This is a genomic window from Salmonella sp. 32070601201500089SM (genome assembly GCF_017573605.1).
Lineage (GTDB): Bacteria > Pseudomonadota > Gammaproteobacteria > Enterobacterales > Enterobacteriaceae > Salmonella > Salmonella enterica.
Genome location: NZ_JAGETK010000019.1, coordinates 52,213 through 77,443, shown reverse-complemented (window position 1 = coordinate 77,443; position 25,231 = coordinate 52,213). Strand labels below are relative to the sequence as shown.

Here is a 25,231-nt window from a genome sequence, read left to right as displayed (position 1 = left end):
CGCGGCGCAGGGGCTCGCCCTGCCAGTACACCTCGCCGCCGTCCGGGCGCGCCAGCCCGGTCAGCAGGCGCAGCAGGGTGGTTTTTCCGGCGCCGTTGCCGCCGGTGACCTGCACCCACTCCCCGGCCTCCACGGTGAACGACAGCCCGCGAAACAGCGTCCTCTCGTCCCGCTCGCAGTACAGATCTCTGGCTTCAAGCATCATTGTCATTGCGCATATTCAGGTTGATATGGCGTATAAACACCGGTCAGGCTTTCCAGGAAGGCGACGATATCGTCAATATCGTTTTGCGGCAGATCGGTGCCAACCTGGTAACGCAGCATCAGTTTTACCGCGCCATCCAGCGTCGGTACGTCGCCCCGATGGAAATAAGGCGCCGTTAACGCGACGTTGCGTAAGCCCGGGACTTTTTGCCGTAATTTATCGCGAACCTCTTTGGTGACGTTCATACGACCAATATCCGCTGCGGTAATTTCGCCAAAATTAAAGTCTCGCTTTAATCCCAATGGTTCAAAAGAGCGCCCGCCTAAAATGATACCGCCGTGACAGGTTGCACATTTATTCTCTTTAAATAATTGATAACCGTGTTTCTGTTGCGCGGTCAGCGCATTTTCATCTCCACGTAGCCATTTATCAAAGGCGGAATCCGGCGTTATCAACGTTTTTTCAAATTCGGCGATCGCATCAGTAATATTTTCCCCGGTAAATCCTTGCGGATAAACCGCCTGGAAATCTTTTTTCAGGACAGGATCTTTATCAAGCTTGCTAATAATTTCATCCCAGGATTTAGAGGCCATTTCAATAGGATTTAACGGCGGTCCGCCTGCTTGCTCCTGCAGGGTTGCAGCACGACCATCCCAAAATTGTTCGATATTGAATACGGAGTTGAATACCGTCGGCGCATTTATTGGTCCTACCGCACCGCCAACGCCAATTGAGGTTTTTCTGCCATCGACACCGCCCGCATTTAACGCGTGACAATGCGCACAGGATATTGTGCTGTCGCCGGATAAACGTTCATCATGATAAAGCCGGAAACCTAAGTCGACTTTTTTCGCATCGACGGGAATATTGCACGGAATAGGCTGAACGGGTTCATTCCGGTGCGCGGGGTCGGTATCGGCGCTGGCATAGTTGCGCTCACGCTGATCGGCTATCCAGTTCAGGATGTCAGTACGCTCTTTATCACTGACGCCCCCCGCCCAGTGCAGCGCGACATAGCGGGTTGGCGGCATAGTCTGATGTTGCATAACCCATTCAATTTTATTCAGTTCGCTTTGCGGCACCGGCGTATCCGCAATCAGGGCGGCCCGTACCGCCTCCAGGTTAAACGATTTGTAACCGAGCTGGATATCGTAATCCATTAGCTGCTTTGCCACCGGAAAAGAGGAATAAAAAGGCAATTCAGCGGAAGGCGTATGACAATAATCACATCCTTTCTCCCTGAAATAACCCAGTATTTTATTATTTTCACCCACAACCGAGGCCTGCACATCGCTTTTTTTACTGCGCTGTTTGTCGTAATACCATACATACCCGGACAAACCTAAATAACATAACAGCCCAACGGTGATAACCGTTGTCGCATAGAGGGTAATTTTTTTCATATCACTATCCTTATGGGGTATTGCGGCATGATTAATTAAATTTTATTTTTTTACTCATGAGGCCCGTCAATACTAAATACAAACCCATAGTGGATATTGATTGGTATCAATAATTACAATTGGCTAAACCTATAGATATGATAACCCCCGACTATCGTAAGATTTATTTTGCGATGCCCGTCACAGGGTTTATTCAACCGCAACAATGGATAAATCCTCTTTTCCGTCATCAAAACGAACGATAGCCAACAATAATTGACTTAACGCAGCATAAAAACCATAGGGATCATGCTTAAGGCAATTATTTGTAAATTCCGGAAGCCATTCCAGTAATGACGACAATGTTTTCTGGCGTAATTTATTCATTCTCCGTTGTTGGAACGATTCACCCAATGAAAAATGTAAATGGCTGAGTAATTCCAGATAAATCGCCAGGTGGTCGGTCGGCTCTTTAAAATCGTCGTTGACCTCCATCCCGGCTTCAAGCAATAAATGTTTAATCATGCCGGGTTCCTGCTGTGGGTATTGCGAGGCGTAGGGCAAGGCCGATTTTTTATCCGTCATCAGGAACAATCCGCAAAAATCTGCGGCCAGCTCCAGCTGCGCATCCTGGCGCAGGCTAAGCGCGGCAATTTTTTGTTCGAGTAACGCCACCGACGCCGCCAGCGCAGGCTGACGCTTTAACAGCGCCAGCCAGTCCGCGATCTCCGCGGACTGTAATTGTATTAACCCTTCATCATCCACTTCCCGGAAAAAGAGTAACGCCAGCCATGCATATACGCAGGCGTACTGTTCCTGAGCAAGCGCTGGCTGCTTAATCATGCGGATTCCCCTGCGATGCGGGTACATATTCACACTGCGCGACCATCTCGACCGGACCGTTAAACGCCGTGACGTTATCCATAGGGCCGGTATATTTTTCAATTTCCACCAGCGTCGTATGCGCGCTGGTCGCCTGCGCGAGCTGTGATGTACCGATATCCAGCGTTAATACGTTAGGGTTGCCGTACTTACATAACGCGTTGAGATCGCCGCCTTTATCAGGATCGTACCAGGCGCCTTCATGAATTCGCGCCACGCCCGGCGCATAGCGATCGGAAACTACCGCTCCCGCCAGTACCTGCCCGCGTGCATTGAATACCCGCACGATGTCACCGTTGCGGATCCCGCGCGCGCTGGCATCCTGTGGGTTAATAAAGACCGGCTCCTTGCCGCCAACGGCATATTGCTGACGCAGCGTTTCCGACTCGCACAGTTGGGAATGCAGACGGAAATCAGGGTGGACGGACTGTAAGTGCAGCGGCCAGCGCTGCGATCCCGGCCCGCCATGCGAGCGTTCGATTTTTTCGAACCACATGGGATGGCCCTGACAATCGTCGTATTGCATGTCGGCGATCGTTTTGGAGTAAATCTCGATCAAACCGCTTGGCGTGCCCAACGGCTCCAGGTCCGGATCTTCACGGAAAGCCTGATGGCGCACAAACATCTGCGGATGATCAAACTCGATGTACTCCTGTTGATTCCAGAACACCTCGAAAGTCGGTAAGTGGATACCGCGACCTTTTCCCTGCTGGCTCCCTTCCTGCCAGATGCGTTTCAGCCAGCCCATTTCATCAAGACCTTCCGTGAATGCCGCTTCACGGTTAAAGCGTCGGCAGAGATCGCGGAAAATATCAAAGTCGTTACGCGCTTCAAACTGCGGCGACACCACCTGTTTCATGGCGATAATGCCGCGGTTAGAGTGGTTGCCGAACTGATCGAGGTCGTTACGCTCAAATTGGGTGGTAGCCGGCAAAACGATATCCGCAAAGCGGCAGGTCGACGTCCACTGGTTATCAATAGCGATGACCGTTTCCAGCTTGCGCCAGCCTTCAATTATGCGGTTAATTTGTTGGTGTCGGTGGAACGGGTTGGTCCCGGCGAACACGCACATCTTCAGCGGCGGTAATTTAACCGATTTCCCGTTCCAGTTAATGATCTTGCCCGGTTCAAGAATGGCATCCATAAAACGCGCAATAGGAATGGTGCTGCTGTAGCCTTTGTAATCCGTGCTGTCGTGCACTGGCGGAACGGTCGTCGAACCGGAAAAGCCGCTTAAAATGATCCCTTTACGGCCAGGCGTCCCGGCGCCGTTGTAGTGCCAGCCAAAACCAAAGCCGCCGCCCGGTAAACCAATCTGGCCCAGCATTGCCGCCAGCACGACGACCATCCATGACCACTGTTCGCCATGCTGCATACGTTGCACGCACCAGCCAGCGATGATTTGCGTTCTGTCGCCCGCCATCTGCCGCGCCAACGCGCGGATGGTGTCGGCGTCAATACCGCACAGTTTTTCCGCCCAGGCAGCATCTTTGGGCTGTCCATCTTTCTCGCCCAGCAAATAGGGGAGGAACTGGTCAAAACCGACGCAGTAGTTATCGAGGAAATTTTTATCGTACAGTTTCTCGCTGTACAGGGTATGCGCCAGCGCCAGTTGTAACGGGACATCCGTCTGCGGGTTAATGGCGATATGTTTGACCTTATCGCGCCCCAGATAATCGTGCGTGGAGGTAACAACCGGGTCGATGCTGATAACCGAGATAGCACCACTGGCAACCTTCTCTTTTAATTGTTCATAGTACTGATAGACATCGTGATCCGGGCACCACCAGTTTGCCTGCTGGTTTTTCACCATATCAGAACCCCATAGCACAATCGTTTTACTGTTCTGTAAAACCAGAGGCCATGACGTTTGCTGCTCGTACACTTCCATTGAACCCACCACGCGCGGCAGAATCACCTGCGCCGCGCCGGTCGAATAGTCCCCTCCCGTGCTAACGCTATTGCCATGTAGCGCAATCGCGCGCGCCAGCATCCCGGAGGCGTTATGGAACATGCCGGTAGATTGCCAGCCGCTCGCCGTCAGTAACGCGCTCGGCCCGTAGGTTTTTTGCACCCGCTCCAGTTCCTGATAGAACAGATCCAGCGCTTCATCCCAGGAGACGCGCACAAAACGATTATCGCCGCGCTGCGAGGTGTCGCTTTGATGACCTTTGCGCATCCAGTCGACGCGCACCATCGGATAGCGAATACGCGCCGCGTTGTGGACGTGATCGGGCAGGCCGGCGATCATTTTGGACGGGTATTTATCCTGTTCAAACGGTTTTGCCGCCACAAATCGACCGTCAACCACCGTGGCGCGAATCGCCCCCCAGTGAGAGCCGGTAAGGATACCCTCTTTCGTCGCGGCGCCTGGCGCAACGGCATCCGCTGCGCGGGCGCTACGGGGCGTCAGCAGTGACGGCCCCAGCATTCCTGCCACCGTCAAACCGCCAAGCTGCGCCAGAAAACGTCGACGAGAGACGTGTAGCGTGTCCTTATTTTTCATTGTTTTCTCCCTTATCGCTGTGCGGCGTGTTGGTGGTATCAGACGCATTCATCTGGAGATATTTCAACAAGGTACGTTCTTCACGCTTATCCAGACTGGTGAAACCGATCATGCCGTTGAGCGTGCCGATCCAGCCGTTAGCGTCAAAGTGCGCTTTGTCCGGCGCGCCGTGACACTGATTACAGGTGCCGTTATAGAGGGAGTCGGCATAGGCCCAAATCGGTTTAATGTCATTTACCATGTCGCCTTTTTGCATCCACGCGGTTGCCTGTAATTTGCTCCACTGAGTATTAGTCGCCGCGACAGTGGTCTCTTCCAGCGTTTTCACATGCTGTTGCACATCGCCGCGAATCGAGGCGACAAAAATACGTTTACCGGGCAGCTGCGTCAGCACGCGCTGGCGACCGTCCGTCTCCGTCCAGCCTTCGATTTGCACTTGCAGCCAGTCACCGTCCCGTTTAAGGACTTTCACTTCAGAAGCAGGTAACAGCGAACCTGCCGGTTCTTTATCGCCTTTAGCGGCGTAAATCGGCTTGATATCCAGCGAATAGAGCGTATCGCCGTCATTATGCGTACTGGCGCTGGCGCGCAGTTCATCAAACTGTTTGCGGAAACCGCTGCTCATATCCGGTAGCTGGTGGGCAATCCCTTTATGACAGTCGATGCAGGATTGATTTTCTTTCGCGGCGATTTTCATTTGCCGCGCCGCTTCCGGGTTCTGTTTCGCGTGATCCATCGCATCGTAGTTATGGCAGGAACGACAGGTCGCGGAGTTATTCTCTTTCATGCGCGCCCATTCACGCTCGGCAAGCTCGGCGCGTTTGGCTTCAAATTTTTCCGGGGTATCAATCGAGTGGGCGATAAATGTCTGGTAAAGATCGTTGCTGGCTTCCAGCTTACGTTTCACCATGCCTGGAATATCAGGGGGGATATGGCAATCGTGGCATTCCGCGCGTACGCCGGAAGCATTCTGGAAATGTACGGACTGTTTATATTCCTGATACACCGGCTGCATACTATGGCAGCTGACGCAAAACTCTGTCGTACTGGTCAGTTTGATACCGACGTGAGGTAACACGATCAGCGCAACGCCGATCACAATCCCGACAATGACCAGCGCCAGTATCGACCAACGGGCGCTTGGCCTGAGTAGCGCTCTCCAGAGTTTTCGCATAATAGCCCCTGTAATTATATGGTTTAATGCGCAGATCTTATTCCGCAAATATGAACAGCGTCACTGGTCAGGATGAACGGGATACGGCAATATATGAACAGATATGAACAGAAAGAGACCGCGCGCAGGATGTCACATCACATTGTTATTGTTGAGGATGAACCTGTTACTCAGGCCAGATTACAGGCCTATTTTGAGCAGGAGGGGTATCGCGTTTCGGTGACCGACAGCGGCGCGGGCCTGCGTGACATCATGGAGCATGAGCACGTTTCGCTGATCCTGCTGGATATCAACCTCCCCGATGAAAACGGGTTGATGCTGACCAGGGCGCTACGCGAACGTTCCACGGTGGGCATTATTCTGGTGACGGGGCGTTGCGACCAAATCGACCGCATCGTCGGGCTGGAGATGGGCGCGGACGACTACGTCACCAAGCCGCTGGAACTGCGCGAGCTGGTAGTGCGGGTAAAAAATCTTTTGTGGCGTATCGATCTGGCCCGCCCCACGCCGCAAAATGCCAGTGAAAACTGCTATATGTTTTCCGGCTACTGCCTGAACGTGATGAATCACACGCTGGAGCACAATGGTGAAGCCATTAAGCTTACGCGCGCGGAGTACGAGCTACTGCTGGCCTTTGTGACCAACCCAGGCAAAGTGCTGCATCGCGAACGCCTGCTGCGAATGCTTTCCGCCCGCCGCGTAGAGACCCCGGATCTCCGCACGATTGATGTCCTGGTTCGCCGCTTACGCCATAAAATTACGCCGGAACTGCTGGTCACACAGCATGGCGAAGGCTACTTTTTAGCCTCGGAGGTGTATTGATACAGATAGACGGGCCGAAATCCCGGAGACGATAGCGAACGGCGAACGCGCGCGCTGTCGGCGTTGTTATGCGTCAAAATAAGCACCGGCGGGCTGATATTTTCAGGCACCGGTTGCCCCTGTAAGACCTTAATCGACTGCGTTATCGCTAATTCTCCCTGCCAGGCCATCTGATCGCTGAGCGCCATCAGGATATGGCCGCGTTTTAAACCGCGATAAACCTGATGCGTCAGATAAAATGAGACGATCGTGAGCGGAGTCGTCAAATTACGCCCTTCGCCCATCGCCGCCTCCGCCGCTATCGCCGACCCGGCGACCACATTGGCGTCCGGATGGCGTTCCAGCATTTCCTGGAGTAAGTTTCGCTGCACTTCAATGTCGTTATCGCCCCAGGCGATATCCACAATGTTGATGGCGCTGCCTTTAATTGCCTGACGAAAACCCGCCACCATCTCCTGACTGCCGCCGGCTTCTTCCGGCCCCGGGAAGAGTAAAACGTTAAGCGCTTTTCCTTTGCTCCACTGCACCAGGAAACGTCCCGGCAGATAACCCATCTGAAACCACGGCAGACCGACGTGAGTTGCCACGCTGGCGTCGCGTATCACGTTCGCCACTTCAATAACCGGCACATTACCGGCATACCGTTCCAGTTCCGGGAAACGAATGGTACTGCTGCCAAGCAGAATAGCGTCGGCGCCCCACTCCCGGCACTGCGTCATTTGCTGTTGTTGCGTCGCCAGTTGCCGATAGCCATTCGCTTCCAGCACTTTTAAATCAACGCCATACAATTTGGCCGCTTTTTGCATCCCGTAGTTGACGGACAACCAGTAAGAATCTTTCAGGCTGGGGTATAATGCGCACAGTTTCCAGGGTTTACTCGCATTGACTGACGTTTGCCGCCAGGGAATCGCCCGATCGGCGCGCGTCCAGTGTAACAGCCCGGTTTCGGCTGACGCCGTTTCTACATTCGAGACGATGATTATCAAAAAAAAGAACGAAATAAGCGCGCGCATGATAGCCCCACCAGCAACAAGGTTTTATCCTAATGGTTTTTCCGGCGGCAACTCAACCCATTTCACCCGCGGCGCATAAATGTCAACGCCTTCACTGACCCGCAGATTATGGCTGGCCTTCGCCCTGATGGCGGCACTCACTCTGCTCAGCACCGTGATCGGCTGGATAAGCCTGCGCGTCATTAGTCAGGTGGAGCAAACCAATACGCAAGCGCTGCTCCCCACGATGAATATGGCCAGGCAGTTAAGCGAAGCCAGCGCTTACGAGCTCTTTTCCGCGCAAAATCTGACCAATGCCGACAGTGAGGGCGTTTGGCTGGCGCAGGGGAAGATGCTGAAAGCGCAAAGCCTTAAAATTAACCATCTTTTGCAGGCATTAAGCGAGCAGGGGTTTAATACCTCGGCCATCGCCCGGCAAGAAAAAGAGATTGCGCAAACGCTTGGGCAACAGGGAACGCTGGTCGGTGAAATTCTCACGCTGCGCGCACAGCAACAGCAGTTAAGCCGCCAGATTGCGGAGGCGGCGGAAAGCATTGCCGCCCAGGCTCACGGTCAGGCCAATAATGCCGCGACATCTGCGGGCGCCACCCAGGCCGGTATTTACGATCTTATCGAAAGCGGTAAAGGGGATCAGGCTGAACGCGCGCTTGACCGACTGATTGATATCGACCTTGAGTATGTGAATCAGATGAATGAGCTGCGGGTCAATGCCCTGCGGTTTAAGCAGCTCATTGTGACCTTAAAAGACGCGCAAGGGCTGAGCGATGCCGAGGACACCGATGAAAAACTTAATCAGTTGGTTAAAATTTTATCCCGCCGCCAGCAGCGTATAGAAGATCCTACCGTTCGCGCCCAAATCGCCGACGCGCTGGAGAAAATAAATCAGTACACCACACTGGTTACCCTGTTTCGTAAGGAAAACGCCATCCGCGACCAGCTTCAAACGCTTATGGCCAATAACCTCTTTCAGTTTACCCGCTTCAGTACGGAAGTGTCGCAGTTGGTGAACGCCATCGAAAAACGAAACGAAGCTGGGTTAGCGCGTCTTACACACGCCAGTCAGCGTGGGCAAATAGGGTTAGTGATCTTAGGTATCCTGGCGCTGTGCTCATTAAGTTTTATTCTTTGGCGAGTGGTTTACCGTTCCGTATCCCGCCCGCTGGCGCAACAAACGCAGGCCTTACAGCGGTTACTGGAGGGCGATATTGACTCACCGTTTCCGGAGGCGGCTGGCGTCAGCGAACTGGATACCATCAGCCGTCTGATGGAAGCGTTTCGCGCCAACGTGCGCAAATTGAACCGCCATCGTGAGGATTTGGCGGAACAGGTGCGTTCGCAAACGGCGGAGCTTCATGCGCTGGTGCTGGAACACCGGCAGGCGCGCGCCGAAGCGGAAAAGGCCAACGAGGCGAAATCGACGTTCCTTGCCGCCATGAGCCATGAAATTCGCACGCCGCTTTACGGCATTCTCGGTACGGTACAATTGCTGGCCGATAAACCGCTCATGGCAAACTACCGCGACGACTTACAGGCCATTAATGATTCAGGCGAATCGCTACTGGCGATTCTTAACGATATTCTTGATTACTCGGCGATTGAAGTAGGCGGCACCAACGTTTCTATTAGCGAGGAGCCGTTTGAACCGCGACAATTGTTGAATAGCGCGCTGCATTTAATGCACAGCCGCGTGCAGGTGGCGCTCATCGCCGACTTTAGCGAGCAACTCCCTTCCACGCTACAAGGCGATCCGCGCCGGATACGTCAAATTGTGATTAATCTTTTAAGTAATGCGGCGAAATTTACCGATCGCGGCAGCATAGTGCTGCGCACGTTTTGCGACGATCAGAGCTGGTTTATTGAGGTTGAAGATACCGGGTGCGGTATCCCTGAGGCGAAGCTGACGGCTATTTTCAAACCGTTTGTGCAGGCGACAGGACGCCGGGGCGGGACGGGCCTGGGGCTGGCTATCAGCGCCAGCCTGGCAGAGGCAATGGGCGGGACGCTAACCGTCACCAGTACGCTTCATGTTGGCAGTTGTTTTCGTTTACAACTGCCGGTTTGCCACTCCAAACCCGCAAGTAAAAGTGCGTTCAGGGAACCGATAAATCTTAACGGACTACGCTTGTTGCTGATTGAAGATAATATGCTGACGCAGCGTATTACCGCTGAAATGCTCACGGGCAAAGGGGTGAAGGTCTCAGTAGCTGAAAGCGCGAATGACGCGCTACGCTGTTTAGCCGAAGGCGAGTCCTTTGATGTCGCGCTGGTGGATTTTGATTTGCCGGATTATGACGGCTTAACCCTGGCGCAGCAGTTGATGAGCCTGTATCCCGCCATGAAACGCATTGGTTTTAGCGCACATGTGATAGACGATAATCTTCGTCAGCGTACCGCCGGTCTTTTCTGCGGGATTATTCAAAAGCCCGTTCCCCGCGAGGAGCTTTACCGCATGATAGCGCACTATTTACAGGGCAAATCTCACAACGCGCGGGCGATGCTGAATGAACATCAGCTTGCCGGCGATATGGCGTCTGTCGGCCCGGAAAAACTCCGGCAATGGATCGCGTTATTCAAAGACAGCGCGCTGCCTTTAGTCGAGGAGATCGAGGCGGCGCGCGCCATGAATGACGACGTTAACATTAAGCGGCTGGCGCATAAATTAAAAAGCGGCTGCGCCAGCCTGGGGATGACGCAGGCAACCGAAGCCTGTCGGGAGCTGGAATTGCAACCGCTAAGCGATATAGATATTAAAACTATCGTGACGCAGGGAGTGACGGCGCTCGACGCATGGATAGCCGATCATCCTTCGCCATAATAGCTTCCGGCTCGCCACGGCCAACTTATCCGACGCGTTTCACATCGCCCACTAACAGGATGTAAGACAGCGCGCCCAGCAGGGCCACAACGGAGATATAGACCAGCGCCGGAGCAAAACCGTAGCTTTGCGCCAGATAACCAATCACTAACGGTACGCTAATCCCGCCCAACCCGCCGATAAAGTTAAACATACCGCCGGTAAGGCCAATCAACCGCATCGGCGCAAGCGAAGAGATTAACGACCAGGTAATGGACGCAAATCCGTTGCCGAAGAAAGCTATCGCCATCAACGCCATAATCCACAACGGATCGTTAGTGTAGTTAGCGCCCATAATGCACGTGGAGATGAGCAAACCGCAAATAATCGGCGTTTTGCGCGCCACGCCCAGCGAGAAGCCTTTTTTCACCAGTTTATCCGCCAGCCAGCCGGAGAGTAGTACGCCAAAAAAGGCAGCCAGGAACGGTACGGTCGTCATAAAGCCCGCTTTTAGCGCGGTAATGCCTTTTTCCTGGGTCAGATAATTAGGGAACCAGGTCAGAAAGAACCATAGCGTAGAGTTTACGGCGAACTGACCGAGGTAGACGCCCACCAGCTTACGATGGAACACCAGTTTCCAGTCGGCTTTCGTCAACGGCTGGCGGGCCTCTTTTTTCGCTGGCGCATCGCCATCCACCAGACCGCCGCCATCGCGAATATACTCCAGCTCCGCCTGGCTAAGGCTTTTCGTCAAACGCGGCGGTTGATAAACCTTAAACCAGACCAATGACCAGATAATCCCGATACCGCCGGTGACGATAAAGACCCAGTGCCAGCTCAGCATTTCCTGAATCCAGATCAGCAGCGGCGTAAGGAATGCCAGTCCGACGAACTGTCCGGAGGTGTAGAACCCGACTGCGGATGCGCGCTCATGCTCCGGAAACCAGCTAGTGACCATCCGGTTATTTGCCGGAAAGGCTGGTGCCTCGAAAATCCCGGTAATAGCGCGCAGGCCGATAAGCGACAATAGTCCCGTCGCAAACCCCTGCAATAGCGTCGCGACTGACCAGCCGAAGATAGCGATAAAATAGGTCAGCCGGGACCCAATACGGTCGAGAAACCAGCCGCCAGGGATCTGGCATAACGTATAGAGCCAGGCAAAAGCGGAGAAGACATAGCCCATTTCCGCTTTGGTAATGCCGAATTCTTTTTGAATATGCATGGAAGCCACGGCAAGGTTGGCGCGATCGACGTAGCAAATCACCACGGTAATAAAGATCATCACCAGCGTCAGATAGCGGCGACGCCCCGGCTGTGCTGCTGTAACTGAAATATCCATCGTCATCTGTCTCCAGATTCTGGGCATAGCGAGGCCGCTCACCATGCCCTGTAAATTACAGAGGGTGTGTTTTTATATTTAAATTGGGTTGCCCGGAGGGCGACGTTTGTTGAGCCTACAGCGTGGCGATCACCACTCGGCTACCGATCCGTCAGCGTGCCGCCACAACGGATTACGCCAGTCCGGCGCGCTTTTGCTAAGTTCAATCACCCTGGCCTCGTCAATGTCTACGCCAAGACCCGGTTTGGTTAAGGGTTTAAAGAAGCCGCCGTCCATGCTGAAGTCTTCTTTGTTTTTCACAAAGTCGAGCAGCTCCGCGCCCTTGTTATAGTGAATGCCCATGCTCTGCTCCTGGAATACCGCGTTGCGCGAAACAAAATCGATATGCAGGCAGGCAGCCAGGGCGATTGGACCCAGCGGGCAATGCGGCGCCAGCGCCACATCATATGCTTCCGCCATTCCGGCGATTTTATAGCATTCGGTAATGCCGCCCGCGTGGGATAAATCCGGCTGTAGAATCGCCAACCCGCCCGCGTCCAGCACGCGTTTAAATTCAAAACGCGAGAACATACGCTCGCCTGCAGCAATCGGAATATGCGTTTGCGCCGCCAGGCGCGGATAATATTCCGCCTGTTCCGCCAGCACCGGCTCTTCAATAAACAGCGGACGATAGGGTTCCAGTTCTTTAATCAGCACCTTCGCCATCGGCGCGCTAACGCGACCGTGGAAATCGAGCCCAAACTCAATTTCACTGCCAAAAGCTTCGCGGATTTGCGCCACGGTATTGACCGCCGCATCCACCGCACGGGAGTTATCAATCACGCCCATCTCTTCACAGCCGTTCAGCTTGAAGGTGTCAAAACCAATACCGCGCAATTTTTCAATACCGTCAATGACGTCTGCCGGACGATCGCCGCCCACCCAGCTATAGGCCTTGATTTTGTCGCGCACCAGTCCGCCCATGAGCTGCCAGACCGGCGCATTCAACACCTTGCCTTTGATATCCCACAATGCCTGGTCAATACCGGCGATGGCGCTCATCATAATCGGGCCGCCGCGATAAAAACCGGCCCGGTACATTACCTGCCACAGGTCGTTGATACGCGCCGGATCTTTCCCTATCAGGTAGTCGGCAAACTCATGTACTGCCGCCTCTACAGTACGTGCCCGACCTTCAATGACCGGCTCTCCCCAGCCAACCACGCCTTCATCCGTTTCGATTTTCAGGAACATCCAACGTGGAGGTAAACGGTACGTGGTGATGTGAGTTATTTTCATTTCACTGCCTCTCGATACGCATTAACAAATGCCGCAGCCTGCTGCGCGGTGCGTTCAACGGATTGCCCGGCGCGATAGAGATCGCTACCCAGTCCCGCGCCCACACAGCCTGCTTTAATCCATTGCGCCAGGTTTTCCGGCGTCACGCCGCCGACGGCAAATAGCGGAACATCCGGCGGAAGTACCGCTTTCAGCGCGCTGATGTAGCCCGGACCAAACGCCGACGACGGGAAAATTTTTAACGCCTGTGCGCCTGCATCCAGCGCAGAAAAGGCTTCCGTTGCCGTGGCGCAGCCCGGACACACGGTCATGCCATAGCTCACCGCCCGGCGGATCACCTCCGGTTGGATATTCGGCGTGACGATCAGCTTGCAGCCCATCCCGGCAAGCTGGTCTACCTGTTCCGGTTTCAGTACGGTACCAGCGCCAATAAGCGCCCTGCCGCCATACGCCTTCACCACGGAAGAAATGCTTTTTTCCCACTGTGGGGAGTTAAGCGGAATTTCTATAGCGTCAAATCCCGCATCCACCACCGCGCCAACGTGCGCCAGGGCATCATCGGGCGTAATACCGCGTAAGATAGCGATGAGAGGGAGATTAGTTTGCCACTGCATGAGCGATGCTCCTTATTCCAGCCTGAAATGCCATATCGCCATCCACGGTTGAAACATCACGCCCAATAGCACTAAACGCCTGTTGGTAACGTGAGATCAGCGCGGTTCCAGCGACGAGAGTGATAGCCTGTTGCGCCGCGAAGGATTCGCTCATGCTGGCGACTTCCGCGCCAATCAACAGGCCGGAGAGGAAGTCGCTGACCTGCTCACGCGCAAGATGCCCCAACACGTGCGAGGCGCGAACCTCAAAAAGAGAAGGCAGGACGGCAGGAGAATTAAGACCGCGCTCCAGCCCCGCGGCATAGGCGTCGCCAGAAGCTTCCTGTTCCGGCAAACCAGCCCCGACCAGCGAGTGACGCAGCAACAAGTGATGGAGTTCGCCTGTCATCACAGTACGAAAATCATGAATTTGTTGCGTATCAGTCTGTACCCATTTGCAATGCGTGCCGGGCATGACATAGACAGAAGAAGGAGAAAGTTCGCGGGCGCCAAGCAGTTGCGTCTCTTCGCCGCGCATCACGTTGTGGTTATCCTCGCGTGAGACACACAATCCGGGGATGATCCAGATGTTGTCGCCAACGGCGGTTAACTGTTCGCCAATAGCGGAGAACAGGGCGGGAACCGGCAGATAAGGCGCATTTTGCCTGCCTACGTTACTGCCGATCATGCCCGCCATTACCACGGGGGTGGCGCTGTCGCGCCAGTGTGTTGTGACTTCTGCTAACACCGCGTCAGGAGATTTACCGTTCAGGCGTGTAATGCCTGCTTCTGATTGCCTGCTCTCCAGGCATTTGTCGCCCTGGTAAAGCCAGGCGCGCAGATTGGTCGATCCCCAGTCAATTGCGATGTAGCGAGCTGTCATGTGATTTCCTTTAACCTTCGTGTCGAGCTGGCGATCATGGTTAATGCCGCCTGCTCTGCCGCATCGCCATCCTGATGCCGTATCGCATCGAATAGCGCCTTATGTTCCTGGAGCGTTTTCGGCATGTTGGCCGCATCGCCCATCCAGGTCCGTTCAAATACCGCTCGCTGTAGCGAGCTGATCGCTACATTTAACTGTTGCAACACCGGGTTATGCACCGACTGCAACACTGCTTCGTGATAGCGAATATCCGCCTCGTTAAACGCTTCCCGGTCCTGGTTGTTGGCAATCATGTCGTTTAGCGCCGACTCAATTTCAGCCAGATCGCTTGATGTTGCCCGTTCCGCCGCCCAGCGTGCTATTGCTGGCTCCACCAGGTTTCGTATTTCGCTCATCGCGCTGATAAGCCTCGGGTCGTAGTCGTTTTCCAGTACCCATTGCAGCACGTCGGTATCGAGATAATTCCACTGGTTACGCGGTGCGATAAACGCGCCGCGATAGCGCTTCATTTCAATTAGCCGCTTCGCCATAAGCGAACGAAACACTTCGCGAATGATGTTGCGCGACGTTTCAAACTCCTCGCACAGATCCGCTTCCGCTGGCAGCGCCGAACCGGGTACGTATTTACCGCTGACAATCTGTTTGCCCAGCGTGATAACGATGCGATCGGTTTTATTGAGAGTCATAGAGAGTCCTTGTGCTCGATGTGAACTCTCTTACTTTACCGCGATAGCTGAATTACGCCGCAATTTTGTAGTACTAGCGTGATATCAACCGTCGTTATCATGCCATTAATGTAGTACAACACAATTATGTTGTACTACAATTTAGATCACAAAAACGACAATTAGTTATGAGAACGTTATAAGACGTAAACGAAAGACATAAAAAAACCCGCAGCAAGTGCGGGTCGTTAAGCGCGTATTTGCCCGATGGCGACTATGCCTTATCGGGCGGGGAAATGGCCGGATGAGTGATCGGGGTTCAGCACAAATTTTTCAATCGCCCAGGCAACACCATCTTCAAGGTTCGATTTAGTCACAAAGTTAGCCACCTCTTTGACCGACGGAATGGCATTGTCCATTGCCACGCCCATACCGGCGTATTCAATCATCGCAATGTCGTTTTCCTGATCGCCAATCGCCATGACCTCCTCGGCTTTAATTCCCAACGCCTCGGCCAGCGATTTTACGCCAGTCCCTTTGTTGACGCGTTTATCGAGGATTTCGAGGAAGTACGGCGCACTTTTCAGCACGGTGTACTTTTCCTTCACCTCTGCCGGTATACGCGCAATCGCTCGGTCGAGAACGGCAGGCTCATCGATCATCATCACTTTCAGGAACTGGGTCGCAGGATCCATTTTTTCGGCTTCACAGAACACCAGCGGAATGGTCGCCACATACGACTCATGCACCGTGTAGTAGCTGATATCGCGGTTAGCGGTATAAAGCGTATTTCGGTCTAATGCGTGGAAGTGAGAACCCACCTCACGGGATAGTTTTTCCAGGTAACGGTAGTCATCATAGCTGAGCGCTGTTTGCGCCACCGTACTGCCATCCCCTGCTTTCTGCACCAGCGCCCCGTTGTAGGTGATGCAGTAGTCGCCGGGTTGTTCCATATGAAGTTCTTTCAGATAGCTGTGCACACCCGCATACGGACGGCCTGTGGTCAGCACCACGTTTACCCCTTTTTCACGCGCAGCGGCAATCGCGTTTTTAACCGCCGGAGAAATGGTGTGATCGGGCAGCAGAAGGGTGCCATCCATGTCGATAGCAATGAGTTTAATAGCCATGAAATCCCCGCATTAAATGAGTCCTGACTCATGCTAACGCGATTCCGCTCAAAAAACAGCAAAGAATCCGAGAGAAAGGGGGATAAGATTCACAAACGGGATTCCCCTTTTCAGGCCGTATTCTCCCTCCTGATGTATTAGATAACCTCATTAATCAAACAGAAAATACCGTTTTTCTAAAAGAATGTGTATTGCTACTTTGGACATCATCACTTAGAGCCTAATGGGATTGGTTCTTAATCAGTAAAAATCAACAAAAACTTATATTTTAAAATAACCTTATCCGATGAGAAGGAGATCGCTAATGTCGATGGCCCTTACCGCCCCCCCAACCAGGAAAAGATTTTTAATCGTTGCCTGTCTGTTTATTGGAATATTTATTGCTTATCTCGATCGCGTTAATGTTTCGGTATTAGCCGCGAATGAACCCTTCTTAGCCTATATGGGTATTGAAGGTATGCCATTGCAAATCGGCATGATGATGACCGTCTTTCTGGCCGCTTATGGTATCGCTAACGTTGTATTATCACCGCTTGGTGATTATCTCGGCCCCAGAAAAGCAATGATGCTTTGTATTCTGATCTGGACTATCGCTTTAATGATTGGCGGAGTCGCTACATCATTCGCTCTAATTATTATTTGCCGTATATTACTGGGCATCGGAGAGGGATTTTATTATCCACTGCAAAGCGTATTTATTAAAAACTGGTTCCCGAAGCAGGAACGCGGCAGAGCAAACGCGGCGTGGATCGTCGGCCAGTCAGTCGCTCCCGCCATTGCGATGCCTTTTTTCACCTGGTGGATAGGCACCCACGGCTGGCGCTCCAACTTCTTTTTATGCGCCGCTCTCGGGTTAATCCCTCTTTGGCTACTTTGGCGATATGTTGCTGATAAACCAGAACAACATAAAAGTATCAGCGAACAAGAACTGGCTTATATCAAAGCTGGACAGGAAACGGAAAGCGCAGGCAACAGCGAAAGTTTTATGTTGCGGGTCAAACCGGTGATTACCAACTACAGCTATTGGCTGCTGGTGCTGTGGTATCTGTGTCTGCAATGTTTATATTGGGGAATGATTACCTGGCTACCGACCTATCTAAAATCAGCCAGAGGTTTCAGTTGGGCGGAAATGGGTTGGCTGGCGTCGCTTCCCTTTGTCCTGTCGATATTTGCCAAAGCGGCCGCAGGCGTCTTCGTCGATAAAATAGGACGCAGCGCCCCCATATTAATGGTATTAATGTTTTTCGCTGGCGTCAGTATCTATTTCGGTACCATAACCGAACATAAATATATGTCAGCAGTACTCCTCTCCTTTGCTGTGGCTTTCTGTACGATGGGCACCCCCGTTGCCTGGACGTTATTACAGGGAATGATACCAGGAAAATCCATATCCGCCGCCAGCGGCGTAATGAACGGCGTCGCCAATGGACTCTCTTCATTATCTCCTGTATTTATCGGCTTATTTATTTCTATCACTGGAACTTATACCGGCGGCTTACTATGCCTGGTTTTTATCAGCGCTATCGCCGTGGTATCGGCATTAATCTTAACGATTAAAAAATATTAATTACGAGGAGTAAATTATGAAAATTACCAGCGTTGATATTATTGATGTGGCGAACGATTTTGCGTCCGCCACCAGCAAATGGCGTCCGGTGGTGGTAAAAATTAATACCGATGAGGGCATTTCCGGTTTTGGCGAAGTCGGGCTGGCTTACGGCGTCGGCGCTTCTGCGGGCATCGGAATGGCGAAAGACCTGTCGGCCATTATCATCGGCATGGACCCGATGAATAACGAAGCTATCTGGGAAAAAATGCTCAAAAAAACCTTCTGGGGGCAGGGCGGCGGCGGCATTTTTTCCGCGGCGATGAGCGGCATCGATATCGCGCTGTGGGATATCAAAGGCAAAGCGTGGGGCGTGCCGCTGTATAAAATGCTTGGCGGCAAAAGTCGCGAGAAAATAAGAACCTACGCCAGTCAGCTACAGTTTGGTTGGGGGGACGGCAGCGATAAAGATATGCTGACCGAGCCGGAGCAGTATGCACAGGCGGCGCTGACCGCCGTCAGCGAAGGCTATGACGCAATAAAAGTGGATACCGTCGCAATGGATCGCCACGGCAACTGGAACCAGCAAAACCTCAACGGGCCTCTCACCGATAAAATCCTGCGTCTGGGCTACGACCGTATGGCCGCCATTCGCGATGCGGTCGGCCCGGACGTTGATATCATCGCCGAAATGCACGCTTTTACGGATACCACCTCGGCGATTCAGTTTGGCCGCATGATAGAAGAGCTGGGCATCTTCTACTACGAGGAACCGGTCATGCCGTTAAACCCCGGACAAATGAAACAAGTGGCTGATAAAGTTAATATTCCACTGGCGGCTGGCGAACGCATTTACTGGCGCTGGGGATACCGTCCTTTCCTGGAAAACGGCAGCCTGAGCGTGATCCAGCCCGATATTTGTACCTGCGGCGGCATCACCGAAGTGAAGAAAATCTGCGATATGGCGCATGTTTATGACAAAACGGTGCAAATCCACGTTTGCGGCGGGCCGATTTCCACAGCAGTGGCGCTGCATATGGAAACCGCAATCCCTAACTTCGTCATCCACGAACTGCACCGGTATGCGCTGCTGGAGCCGAATACACAGACCTGTAAATACAACTACCTGCCGAAGAACGGCATGTACGAAGTCCCGGAGCTTCCCGGCATCGGCCAGGAACTGACCGAAGAAACCATGAAAAAATCACCAACCATCACCGTAAAATAAGCCAACTGTCTGCCTGCGCCGCAGGCAGACACCCTGTATTTGCGAGTCGTATCAACGCGACCTTATCCAGCCTGAGATAAAATCCTCTCAGTAAAGGGGTAACACAGGTGGCAAATGAATTTAACTATCCGGCAATTTCGCGCGTTTCTGGCCGTCGCGGATTTGCGTAGTTTTACCGCCGCCAGCAAATATCTGTGCATCACGCAGGGAGCTGTTAGCGGTTTAATCAACGAAATGGAAAGCCAGATGGAGGTTTCCCTTTTCGACCGCACTTCGCGCGTGGTGAAGCTATCGCCCGACGGCGAAAAGTTTTTACCCGCCGCCATGCGGGTTGTTGAAGAGTTTCAACGGGCCGAAAATTATGCCCGCGACCTGAAAGAGATCAAAAAATCCCTGGTGCGGGTTGTTGGCGCGCCGCTGATCGCCTGTGCTTTTCTGCCGCAAATCATCCATGCCTTTAAGCGGCAGCATCCGCATACCCACGTACAGCTTATTGATAAGCCCATGTCGCAATTACAAAAAAGCATTATGTTGGGAGAAGCCGATTTTGGTATCGGCCCGGAGCGGCCGCTGGAACCGGAAATCGACAAACAAACGCTGTTCACAACGGAAATCGCCCTGTACTGCCATCCGGACTATCGGCTGCATAAAAAAACGGTTCGCTGGGAAGAGATTCAAAGCGAAGAGCTGATCGCCGTTGGCAACGAATCCATTCCGATGATCTCCGCAACCGCTGGCGTGCGCATTAAGCCCAAAATGACGGTGGAACATATGGCGACCGCCATGTCGCTGGCGGCGCAGTGTGAAGGCGTGGTGATCGCCGGAACCTTTTCCCGCCATTACGCCAAAAGCTACCAATTAGCGACCTGTTCGCTCACGCCTCCGCTGCGGCGCAATATGAACGTGTATTACCATGCGTGGCGCGCACAAACGCCCGCCACGCAGCGCTTTAGAGATTTTTTATTCAGCTATGTCGGAGAACATCATGATGCCCCGGCCAACCAGCGGTAGGCCGGGGATTAAGGCAGGTTAAATATCGATATTCGCCGCTTTCAGGGCGTTCTCTTCGATAAAGGCACGACGCGGCTCAACGGCATCACCCATCAGCGTGGTGAACAGCTGGTCGGCAGCAATCGCATCTTTGACGGTCACGCGCAGCATACGGCGGCTTTCCGGGTCCATGGTGGTTTCCCACAGCTGATCCGGGTTCATTTCACCCAGACCTTTATAACGCTGGATAGCCAGACCGCGACGTGATTCTTTCACCAGCCACTCCAGCGCCTGCTCGAAGCTGGTTACCGGCTGGCGACGCTCGCCGCGTTCAATAAACGCGTCCTCTTCAATCAGACCGCGCAGCTTCTCGCCCAGCGTGCAGATACGACGATATTCCGCGCCGGTCACAAACTCGTGATCCAACGGATAATCGGTATCCACGCCATGCGTACGCACGCGAACGATCGGCTCGAACAGATTCTGTTCCGTATTAGTATGAACATCGAACTTCCACTGACTGCCGTGCTGCTCTTTCTCATTCAGCTCGGTAATCAGCGCATTCACCCAGCGCGTTACAGTCTGCTCATCAGAAAGATCGGCTTCGGTCAGAGTTGGCTGATACACCAGCTCTTTGAGCAGCGCTTTCGGGAAGCGACGCTCCATACGACCAATCATTTTCTGCGTGGCGTTATATTCAGAGACCAGTTTTTCTAACGCTTCGCCGGATAGCGCTGGCGCATGAGCGTTCGCGTGCAGAGTCGCACCGTCAAGCGCGATGGAAATCTGGTACTGATCCATCGCTTCGTCGTCTTTAATGTACTGTTCCTGCTTGCCTTTCTTGACTTTGTACAGCGGCGGCTGCGCAATGTAGACGTGGCCGCGCTCGACGATTTCCGGCATCTGACGATAGAAGAAGGTCAACAGCAGCGTACGGATGTGCGAGCCGTCGACGTCCGCATCGGTCATGATGATGATGCTGTGATAGCGCAGCTTGTCCGGGTTGTACTCGTCGCGACCGATACCGCAGCCCAGCGCGGTGATCAGCGTCGCCACTTCCTGAGAGGAGAGCATCTTGTCGAAGCGCGCTTTCTCGACGTTGAGGATTTTACCTTTCAGCGGCAGAATCGCCTGGTTCTTGCGGTTACGCCCCTGCTTCGCAGAGCCGCCCGCGGAGTCCCCTTCCACCAGGTACAGTTCGGACAGCGCCGGGTCGCGTTCCTGGCAGTCCGCCAGTTTGCCCGGCAGGCCCGCTAAATCCAGCGCGCCTTTACGACGGGTCATTTCACGGGCGCGACGCGCCGCTTCACGCGCACGCGCGGCGTCGATAATTTTGCCGACGACAATTTTCGCGTCAGATGGGTTTTCCAGCAGGTATTCGCTCAGCAGTTCGTTCATCTGCTGTTCCACCGCCGATTTCACCTCGGAAGAGACCAGCTTGTCTTTGGTCTGCGAGGAGAATTTCGGGTCCGGTACTTTTACGGAAACCACCGCAATCAGACCTTCACGGGCATCGTCGCCAGTGGCGCTGACTTTGGCTTTTTTGCTGTAGCCTTCTTTGTCCATGTAGGCGTTCAGCGTACGGGTCATCGCCGCACGGAAGCCTGCAAGGTGAGTACCGCCGTCACGCTGCGGAATGTTGTTGGTAAAGCAGTAGATATTTTCCTGGAAACCATCGTTCCACTGCAGCGCTACTTCGACGCCGATACCGTCTTTTTCGGTGGAGAAGTAGAAGATATTCGGGTGGATCGGCGTTTTATTCTTGTTCAGATATTCAACAAACGCCTTGATGCCGCCTTCGTAGTGGAAATGATCTTCTTTGCCATCGCGCTTGTCGCGCAGGCGGATGGAAACGCCAGAGTTCAGGAATGACAGTTCACGCAGGCGTTTCGCCAGGATCTCATATTCAAATTCAGTGACGTTAGTGAAGGTTTCGTGGCTCGGCCAGAAACGTACCATCGTGCCGGTTTTATCGGTATCGCCAGTGACGGCAAGGGGTGCCTGCGGCACGCCGTGCTCGTAGATCTGACGGTGAATTTTGCCATCTCGCTGGATAACCAGTTCCAGTTTTTGCGACAGAGCGTTGACTACCGAGACACCCACGCCGTGCAGACCGCCGGAGACTTTATAGGAGTTATCGTCAAATTTACCGCCCGCGTGCAGAACGGTCATGATCACTTCCGCCGCCGAGACGCCTTCTTCCGGGTGAATACCGGTCGGAATGCCACGGCCATCATCCGTTACGGACACGGAATTATCGGCGTGAATAGTCACGACGATATCTTTACAGTGACCCGCGAGCGCTTCGTCGATAGCGTTATCTACCACCTCGAATACCATGTGGTGCAGACCGGTGCCGTCATCCGTGTCGCCGATATACATACCCGGGCGCTTACGCACCGCATCCAGCCCTTTCAGGACTTTGATACTGGAGGAGTCATAAGAATTCGACATCAACGTTTCTCGCTCATTTAATCTTGGGTTAATCCGTTATTTTACCCTTTTCCACGGTAAACATCTTCGAATTTTCATCCGACATGTCTATAACGTGTTCAGCGCTAATTGCGCTGACAAAGACCTGCGATTGCGTGGCTTTTAAGCGGCTGGCCAGCAGTCCGCGACGCGCATCGTCAAGTTCAGAGGCAAAATCATCTATCAGGTACAGGCAGCGCCGCCCGCTTTCGCGGGTGAGGAACTCGCCCTGCGCCAGACGTAAGGCGCACATCAATAACTTTAGCTGCCCGCGCGACAGGGTATCTTCCACCGGCGCGCCGTCAGCGCGAATGCGAAAGTCCGCTTTATGCGGCCCGTGCGCGGTGTAGGTCAACATACGGTCACGCTCAAAGCTTCGCTCCAGCACGTCCGCATAGTCCGTCTCTTTCTCCCAGCCGCGCTGGAAAGAGAACGTCAGGGAAAATTCAGGTAAAAACTGCTGACAGGTATCCGCCATGTCCTGTGCGATAGCGCTACTGTACTCCGCCCGCCAGGTACTAATTTGTTCCGCCAGCGGAATCAGCTCTTTATCCCACGGGCGCAATTGCTCATAACGACTCACCTGGCGCAGCGCGGCATTACGCTGTTTCAGCAATCGTTTCAGGTTGCTCCAGGCGGTGAAGAATCCGGCTTCGTTGTGAAAGCATCCCCAGTCAAGGAACGCTCTTCTGTATTTGGGGCCGCCGTTGAGTAAAGTAAACCCCTCCGGCGTAATCAACTGCATCGGCATTAAATGCGCCAGCTCCGCGATCTTGTGACCGTCGGTACCATCGATACGGACTTTGCTGTCGCCCTGCTTATCTTTGGTTAAACCAATCGACGTCTCACGCTCTTCGCCCTGTAATCGCCCGTGAAGAACAAACGCTTCCTGCTCATGACGAATCACGCGGCCAGGCTGCAAACTGCGAAACGCCCGACCATGGCCAAGCGTATAGATAGCTTCCAGCACGCTGGTTTTGCCGCTGCCGTTGGCGCCAACCAGGAAATTAAAGCCGGGGGATAAAGCGAGATCCGCATTTTCTATGTTGCGGAAGTCTTTGATTAAAAGGCGCGTCAGTGACATATATTAGTACATTCGTCCAGGGGCGTGTGTGTCGCAGCCAGTTCGTCTACCGCCAGCGCGCAGAAAGCGGAGCGTACACGAAGTACGTGAGCATTTCGAGCACTGCCGGGAGGCGAAATGGCAAGTAAACCAGCCCCTTTTCAGATTCTACAGCCTCATTGGCATAACAACGTAGGCAGCACTCTGTGACGCCGCATCCTCAATCTGTACGCTCGATACGGAATCCGTCAGCATAATGCGCACGGTTTCGCACTTCAGCGCATTGAGCACGTCCAGCACGTAACTGACGTTAAAGCCGATTTCCATCTCCGTCCCGCCATAGCTCACGTCCAGAATCTCTTCCGCTTCTTCCTGTTCCGGGTTATTGGCGGTGATTTTGAGCTGATTCTCACTGACGTACAGACGCACGCCGCGGAATTTCTCATTCGAGAGGATTGCCGCGCGGGCAAACGCCTGCTTGAGGATATCGCAGCCCGCTTCCAGATGTTTATCCGGATTCTTCGGCAGAACGCGACGGTAATCCGGGAAACGACCATCCACCAGCTTCGAGGTAAAGATAAAGTCGCCGACGTGCGCGCGGATATTATTACTGCCAATCTGCACGCGCAGCGGGTTTTCGCCGCCGTCGAGCATACGCATCAGTTCAATCACGCCTTTACGCGGCACAATCACCGAGTGGCTGGGTAAAGACGCTTCCAGCGGCATTGAGCACACCGCCAGACGGTGGCCGTCGGTCGCGACAGTGCGCAGTTCGCTACCTTCCGTTTCAAACAGCATACCGTTTAAGTAGTAGCGCACATCCTGATGAGCCATCGAAAACTGGGTCGCTTCAATCAGGCGCTTCATCGTGGCCTGCGGCAGCGTAAATTCAACTTCGCTTTGCCAGTCGTCAAGATTCGGGAAATCGGCGGCAGGCAGCGTAGACAGCGAGAAGCGGCTACGGCCAGAACGCACCAGCATCCGATCGCCTTCCAACTGAACGGCAATCTCCGCGCCCTCCGGCAGGCCGCGGCAGATATCAAAGAATTTCCGCGCCGGCACGGTAGTGGCGCCTGGCTCATGCGGCTGAGAAAGCGTAACGCGCGCGACCATCTCCATTTCAAGATCGGTGCCGGTCAGAGAAAGCGTACCGTCCGCTACCTGGAGGAGCAGGTTACCGAGAATCGGCAGCGTAGGACGACCGCCCAGCGGGCCGCTGACCTGCTGAAGCGGTTTTAATAAATGTTCACGTTCAACGGTAAATTTCAT

The 25,231-nt window shown here is 53.5% G+C and carries 20 protein-coding genes; 5 read left to right on the top strand and 15 right to left on the bottom strand.

The features are described from left to right. The 5 genes from J4728_RS22055 to torC form a co-directional block, all read right to left on the bottom strand. On the bottom strand, nt 1-202 hold a 202-nt coding region (locus J4728_RS22055), incomplete at its 3' end, for an ATP-binding cassette domain-containing protein (protein ID WP_116560536.1). Between the two features lie 5 nt (nt 203-207). After that, nucleotides 208-1,608, bottom strand: a complete 1,401-nt coding sequence (locus J4728_RS22050) for a cytochrome-c peroxidase (protein WP_208212407.1) — start codon at nt 1,606-1,608, stop codon at nt 208-210. A 189-nt stretch (nt 1,609-1,797) separates the two neighbouring features. Continuing rightward, complete coding sequence (torD, locus tag J4728_RS22045; protein ID WP_000595422.1) at nt 1,798-2,430, bottom strand: molecular chaperone TorD; 633 nt, start codon at nt 2,428-2,430, stop codon at nt 1,798-1,800. Further along, complete coding sequence (gene torA, locus J4728_RS22040) at nt 2,423-4,975, bottom strand: trimethylamine-N-oxide reductase TorA (protein WP_023209025.1); 2,553 nt, start codon at nt 4,973-4,975, stop codon at nt 2,423-2,425. Before torA ends, torD begins: the two co-directional genes overlap by 8 nt. Next, on the bottom strand, nt 4,965-6,149 hold the full coding sequence (torC, locus tag J4728_RS22035; protein WP_001230255.1) for a pentaheme c-type cytochrome TorC: 1,185 nt from the start codon (nt 6,147-6,149) through the stop codon (nt 4,965-4,967). The genes torA and torC overlap by 11 nt, the downstream gene beginning before the upstream one ends. 129 nt (nt 6,150-6,278) lie before the next feature. Between torC and torR the strand changes: the two genes are divergently transcribed. Then, nucleotides 6,279-6,971: a two-component system response regulator TorR gene (torR, locus tag J4728_RS22030; RefSeq protein WP_001562512.1), complete on the top strand. Its 693-nt coding sequence runs from the start codon at nt 6,279-6,281 to the stop codon at nt 6,969-6,971. Here the strand turns inward: torR and torT are convergent. Continuing rightward, the gene (gene torT, locus J4728_RS22025) at nt 6,944-7,984 is read right to left on the bottom strand and encodes a TMAO reductase system periplasmic protein TorT (RefSeq protein ID WP_208212405.1); all 1,041 of its coding nucleotides are present in this window, start codon (nt 7,982-7,984) and stop codon (nt 6,944-6,946) included. The genes torR and torT overlap by 28 nt on opposite strands. 79 nt (nt 7,985-8,063) lie before the next feature. On the opposite strand from torT, the gene torS reads away from it, so the two are divergent. After that, complete coding sequence (torS, locus tag J4728_RS22020) at nt 8,064-10,799, top strand: TMAO reductase system sensor histidine kinase/response regulator TorS (protein WP_208212403.1); 2,736 nt, start codon at nt 8,064-8,066, stop codon at nt 10,797-10,799. Between the two features lie 25 nt (nt 10,800-10,824). On the opposite strand, the gene J4728_RS22015 is transcribed toward torS, so the two are convergent. From J4728_RS22015 to yidA, 6 genes are all read right to left on the bottom strand, one after another. Beyond that, on the bottom strand, nt 10,825-12,162 hold the full coding sequence (locus tag J4728_RS22015) for an MFS transporter (protein WP_000253524.1): 1,338 nt from the start codon (nt 12,160-12,162) through the stop codon (nt 10,825-10,827). Between the two features lie 84 nt (nt 12,163-12,246). Further along, nucleotides 12,247-13,395 (bottom strand): galactonate dehydratase, encoded by a 1,149-nt coding sequence (dgoD, locus tag J4728_RS22010; protein ID WP_000704735.1) that lies wholly within the window; start codon nt 13,393-13,395, stop codon nt 12,247-12,249. Then, entirely contained in the window at nt 13,392-14,009 is a 618-nt protein-coding gene (locus J4728_RS22005) for a 2-dehydro-3-deoxy-6-phosphogalactonate aldolase (protein ID WP_001198742.1), read from the bottom strand. The genes dgoD and J4728_RS22005 overlap by 4 nt, the downstream gene beginning before the upstream one ends. After that, entirely contained in the window at nt 13,993-14,871 is an 879-nt protein-coding gene (locus J4728_RS22000; RefSeq protein ID WP_208212401.1) for a 2-dehydro-3-deoxygalactonokinase, read from the bottom strand. The genes J4728_RS22005 and J4728_RS22000 overlap by 17 nt, the downstream gene beginning before the upstream one ends. Next, the gene (dgoR, locus tag J4728_RS21995) at nt 14,868-15,557 is read right to left on the bottom strand and encodes a D-galactonate utilization transcriptional regulator DgoR (RefSeq protein ID WP_000174317.1); all 690 of its coding nucleotides are present in this window, start codon (nt 15,555-15,557) and stop codon (nt 14,868-14,870) included. The genes J4728_RS22000 and dgoR overlap by 4 nt, the downstream gene beginning before the upstream one ends. A 260-nt stretch (nt 15,558-15,817) precedes the next feature. After that, nucleotides 15,818-16,663 carry a sugar-phosphatase gene (yidA, locus tag J4728_RS21990; protein WP_001627195.1) on the bottom strand — a complete coding sequence of 282 codons (846 nt, stop codon included), beginning with the start codon at nt 16,661-16,663 and terminating at the stop codon, nt 15,818-15,820. Nucleotides 16,664-16,967: 304 nt separating this feature from the next. Here yidA and J4728_RS21985 point away from each other — a divergent pair, with 304 nt between their 5' ends. The 3 genes from J4728_RS21985 to J4728_RS21975 all read left to right on the top strand — a co-directional run bounded on the left by J4728_RS21985 (nt 16,968) and on the right by J4728_RS21975 (nt 20,448). Continuing rightward, entirely contained in the window at nt 16,968-18,230 is a 1,263-nt protein-coding gene (locus J4728_RS21985) for an MFS transporter (RefSeq protein WP_000061257.1), read from the top strand. Between the two features lie 13 nt (nt 18,231-18,243). Beyond that, on the top strand, nt 18,244-19,437 hold the full coding sequence (locus tag J4728_RS21980; protein ID WP_024147486.1) for a mandelate racemase/muconate lactonizing enzyme family protein: 1,194 nt from the start codon (nt 18,244-18,246) through the stop codon (nt 19,435-19,437). Nucleotides 19,438-19,551: 114 nt separating this feature from the next. Next, complete coding sequence (locus tag J4728_RS21975; RefSeq protein WP_001054596.1) at nt 19,552-20,448, top strand: LysR family transcriptional regulator; 897 nt, start codon at nt 19,552-19,554, stop codon at nt 20,446-20,448. Between the two features lie 18 nt (nt 20,449-20,466). Here the strand turns inward: J4728_RS21975 and gyrB are convergent, their stop codons facing one another. The 3 genes from gyrB to dnaN all read right to left on the bottom strand — a co-directional run bounded on the left by gyrB (nt 20,467) and on the right by dnaN (nt 25,231). Continuing rightward, a complete protein-coding gene (gene gyrB / locus J4728_RS21970) occupies nt 20,467-22,881 on the bottom strand; it encodes a DNA topoisomerase (ATP-hydrolyzing) subunit B (protein WP_000072047.1) in 2,415 nt (804 codons plus the stop codon). Nucleotides 22,882-22,909: 28 nt separating this feature from the next. Continuing rightward, nucleotides 22,910-23,983, bottom strand: a complete 1,074-nt coding sequence (gene recF / locus J4728_RS21965) for a DNA replication/repair protein RecF (RefSeq protein WP_000060081.1) — start codon at nt 23,981-23,983, stop codon at nt 22,910-22,912. A gap of 147 nt (nt 23,984-24,130) precedes the next feature. Continuing rightward, the gene (gene dnaN, locus J4728_RS21960; RefSeq protein WP_000673474.1) at nt 24,131-25,231 is read right to left on the bottom strand and encodes a DNA polymerase III subunit beta; all 1,101 of its coding nucleotides are present in this window, start codon (nt 25,229-25,231) and stop codon (nt 24,131-24,133) included.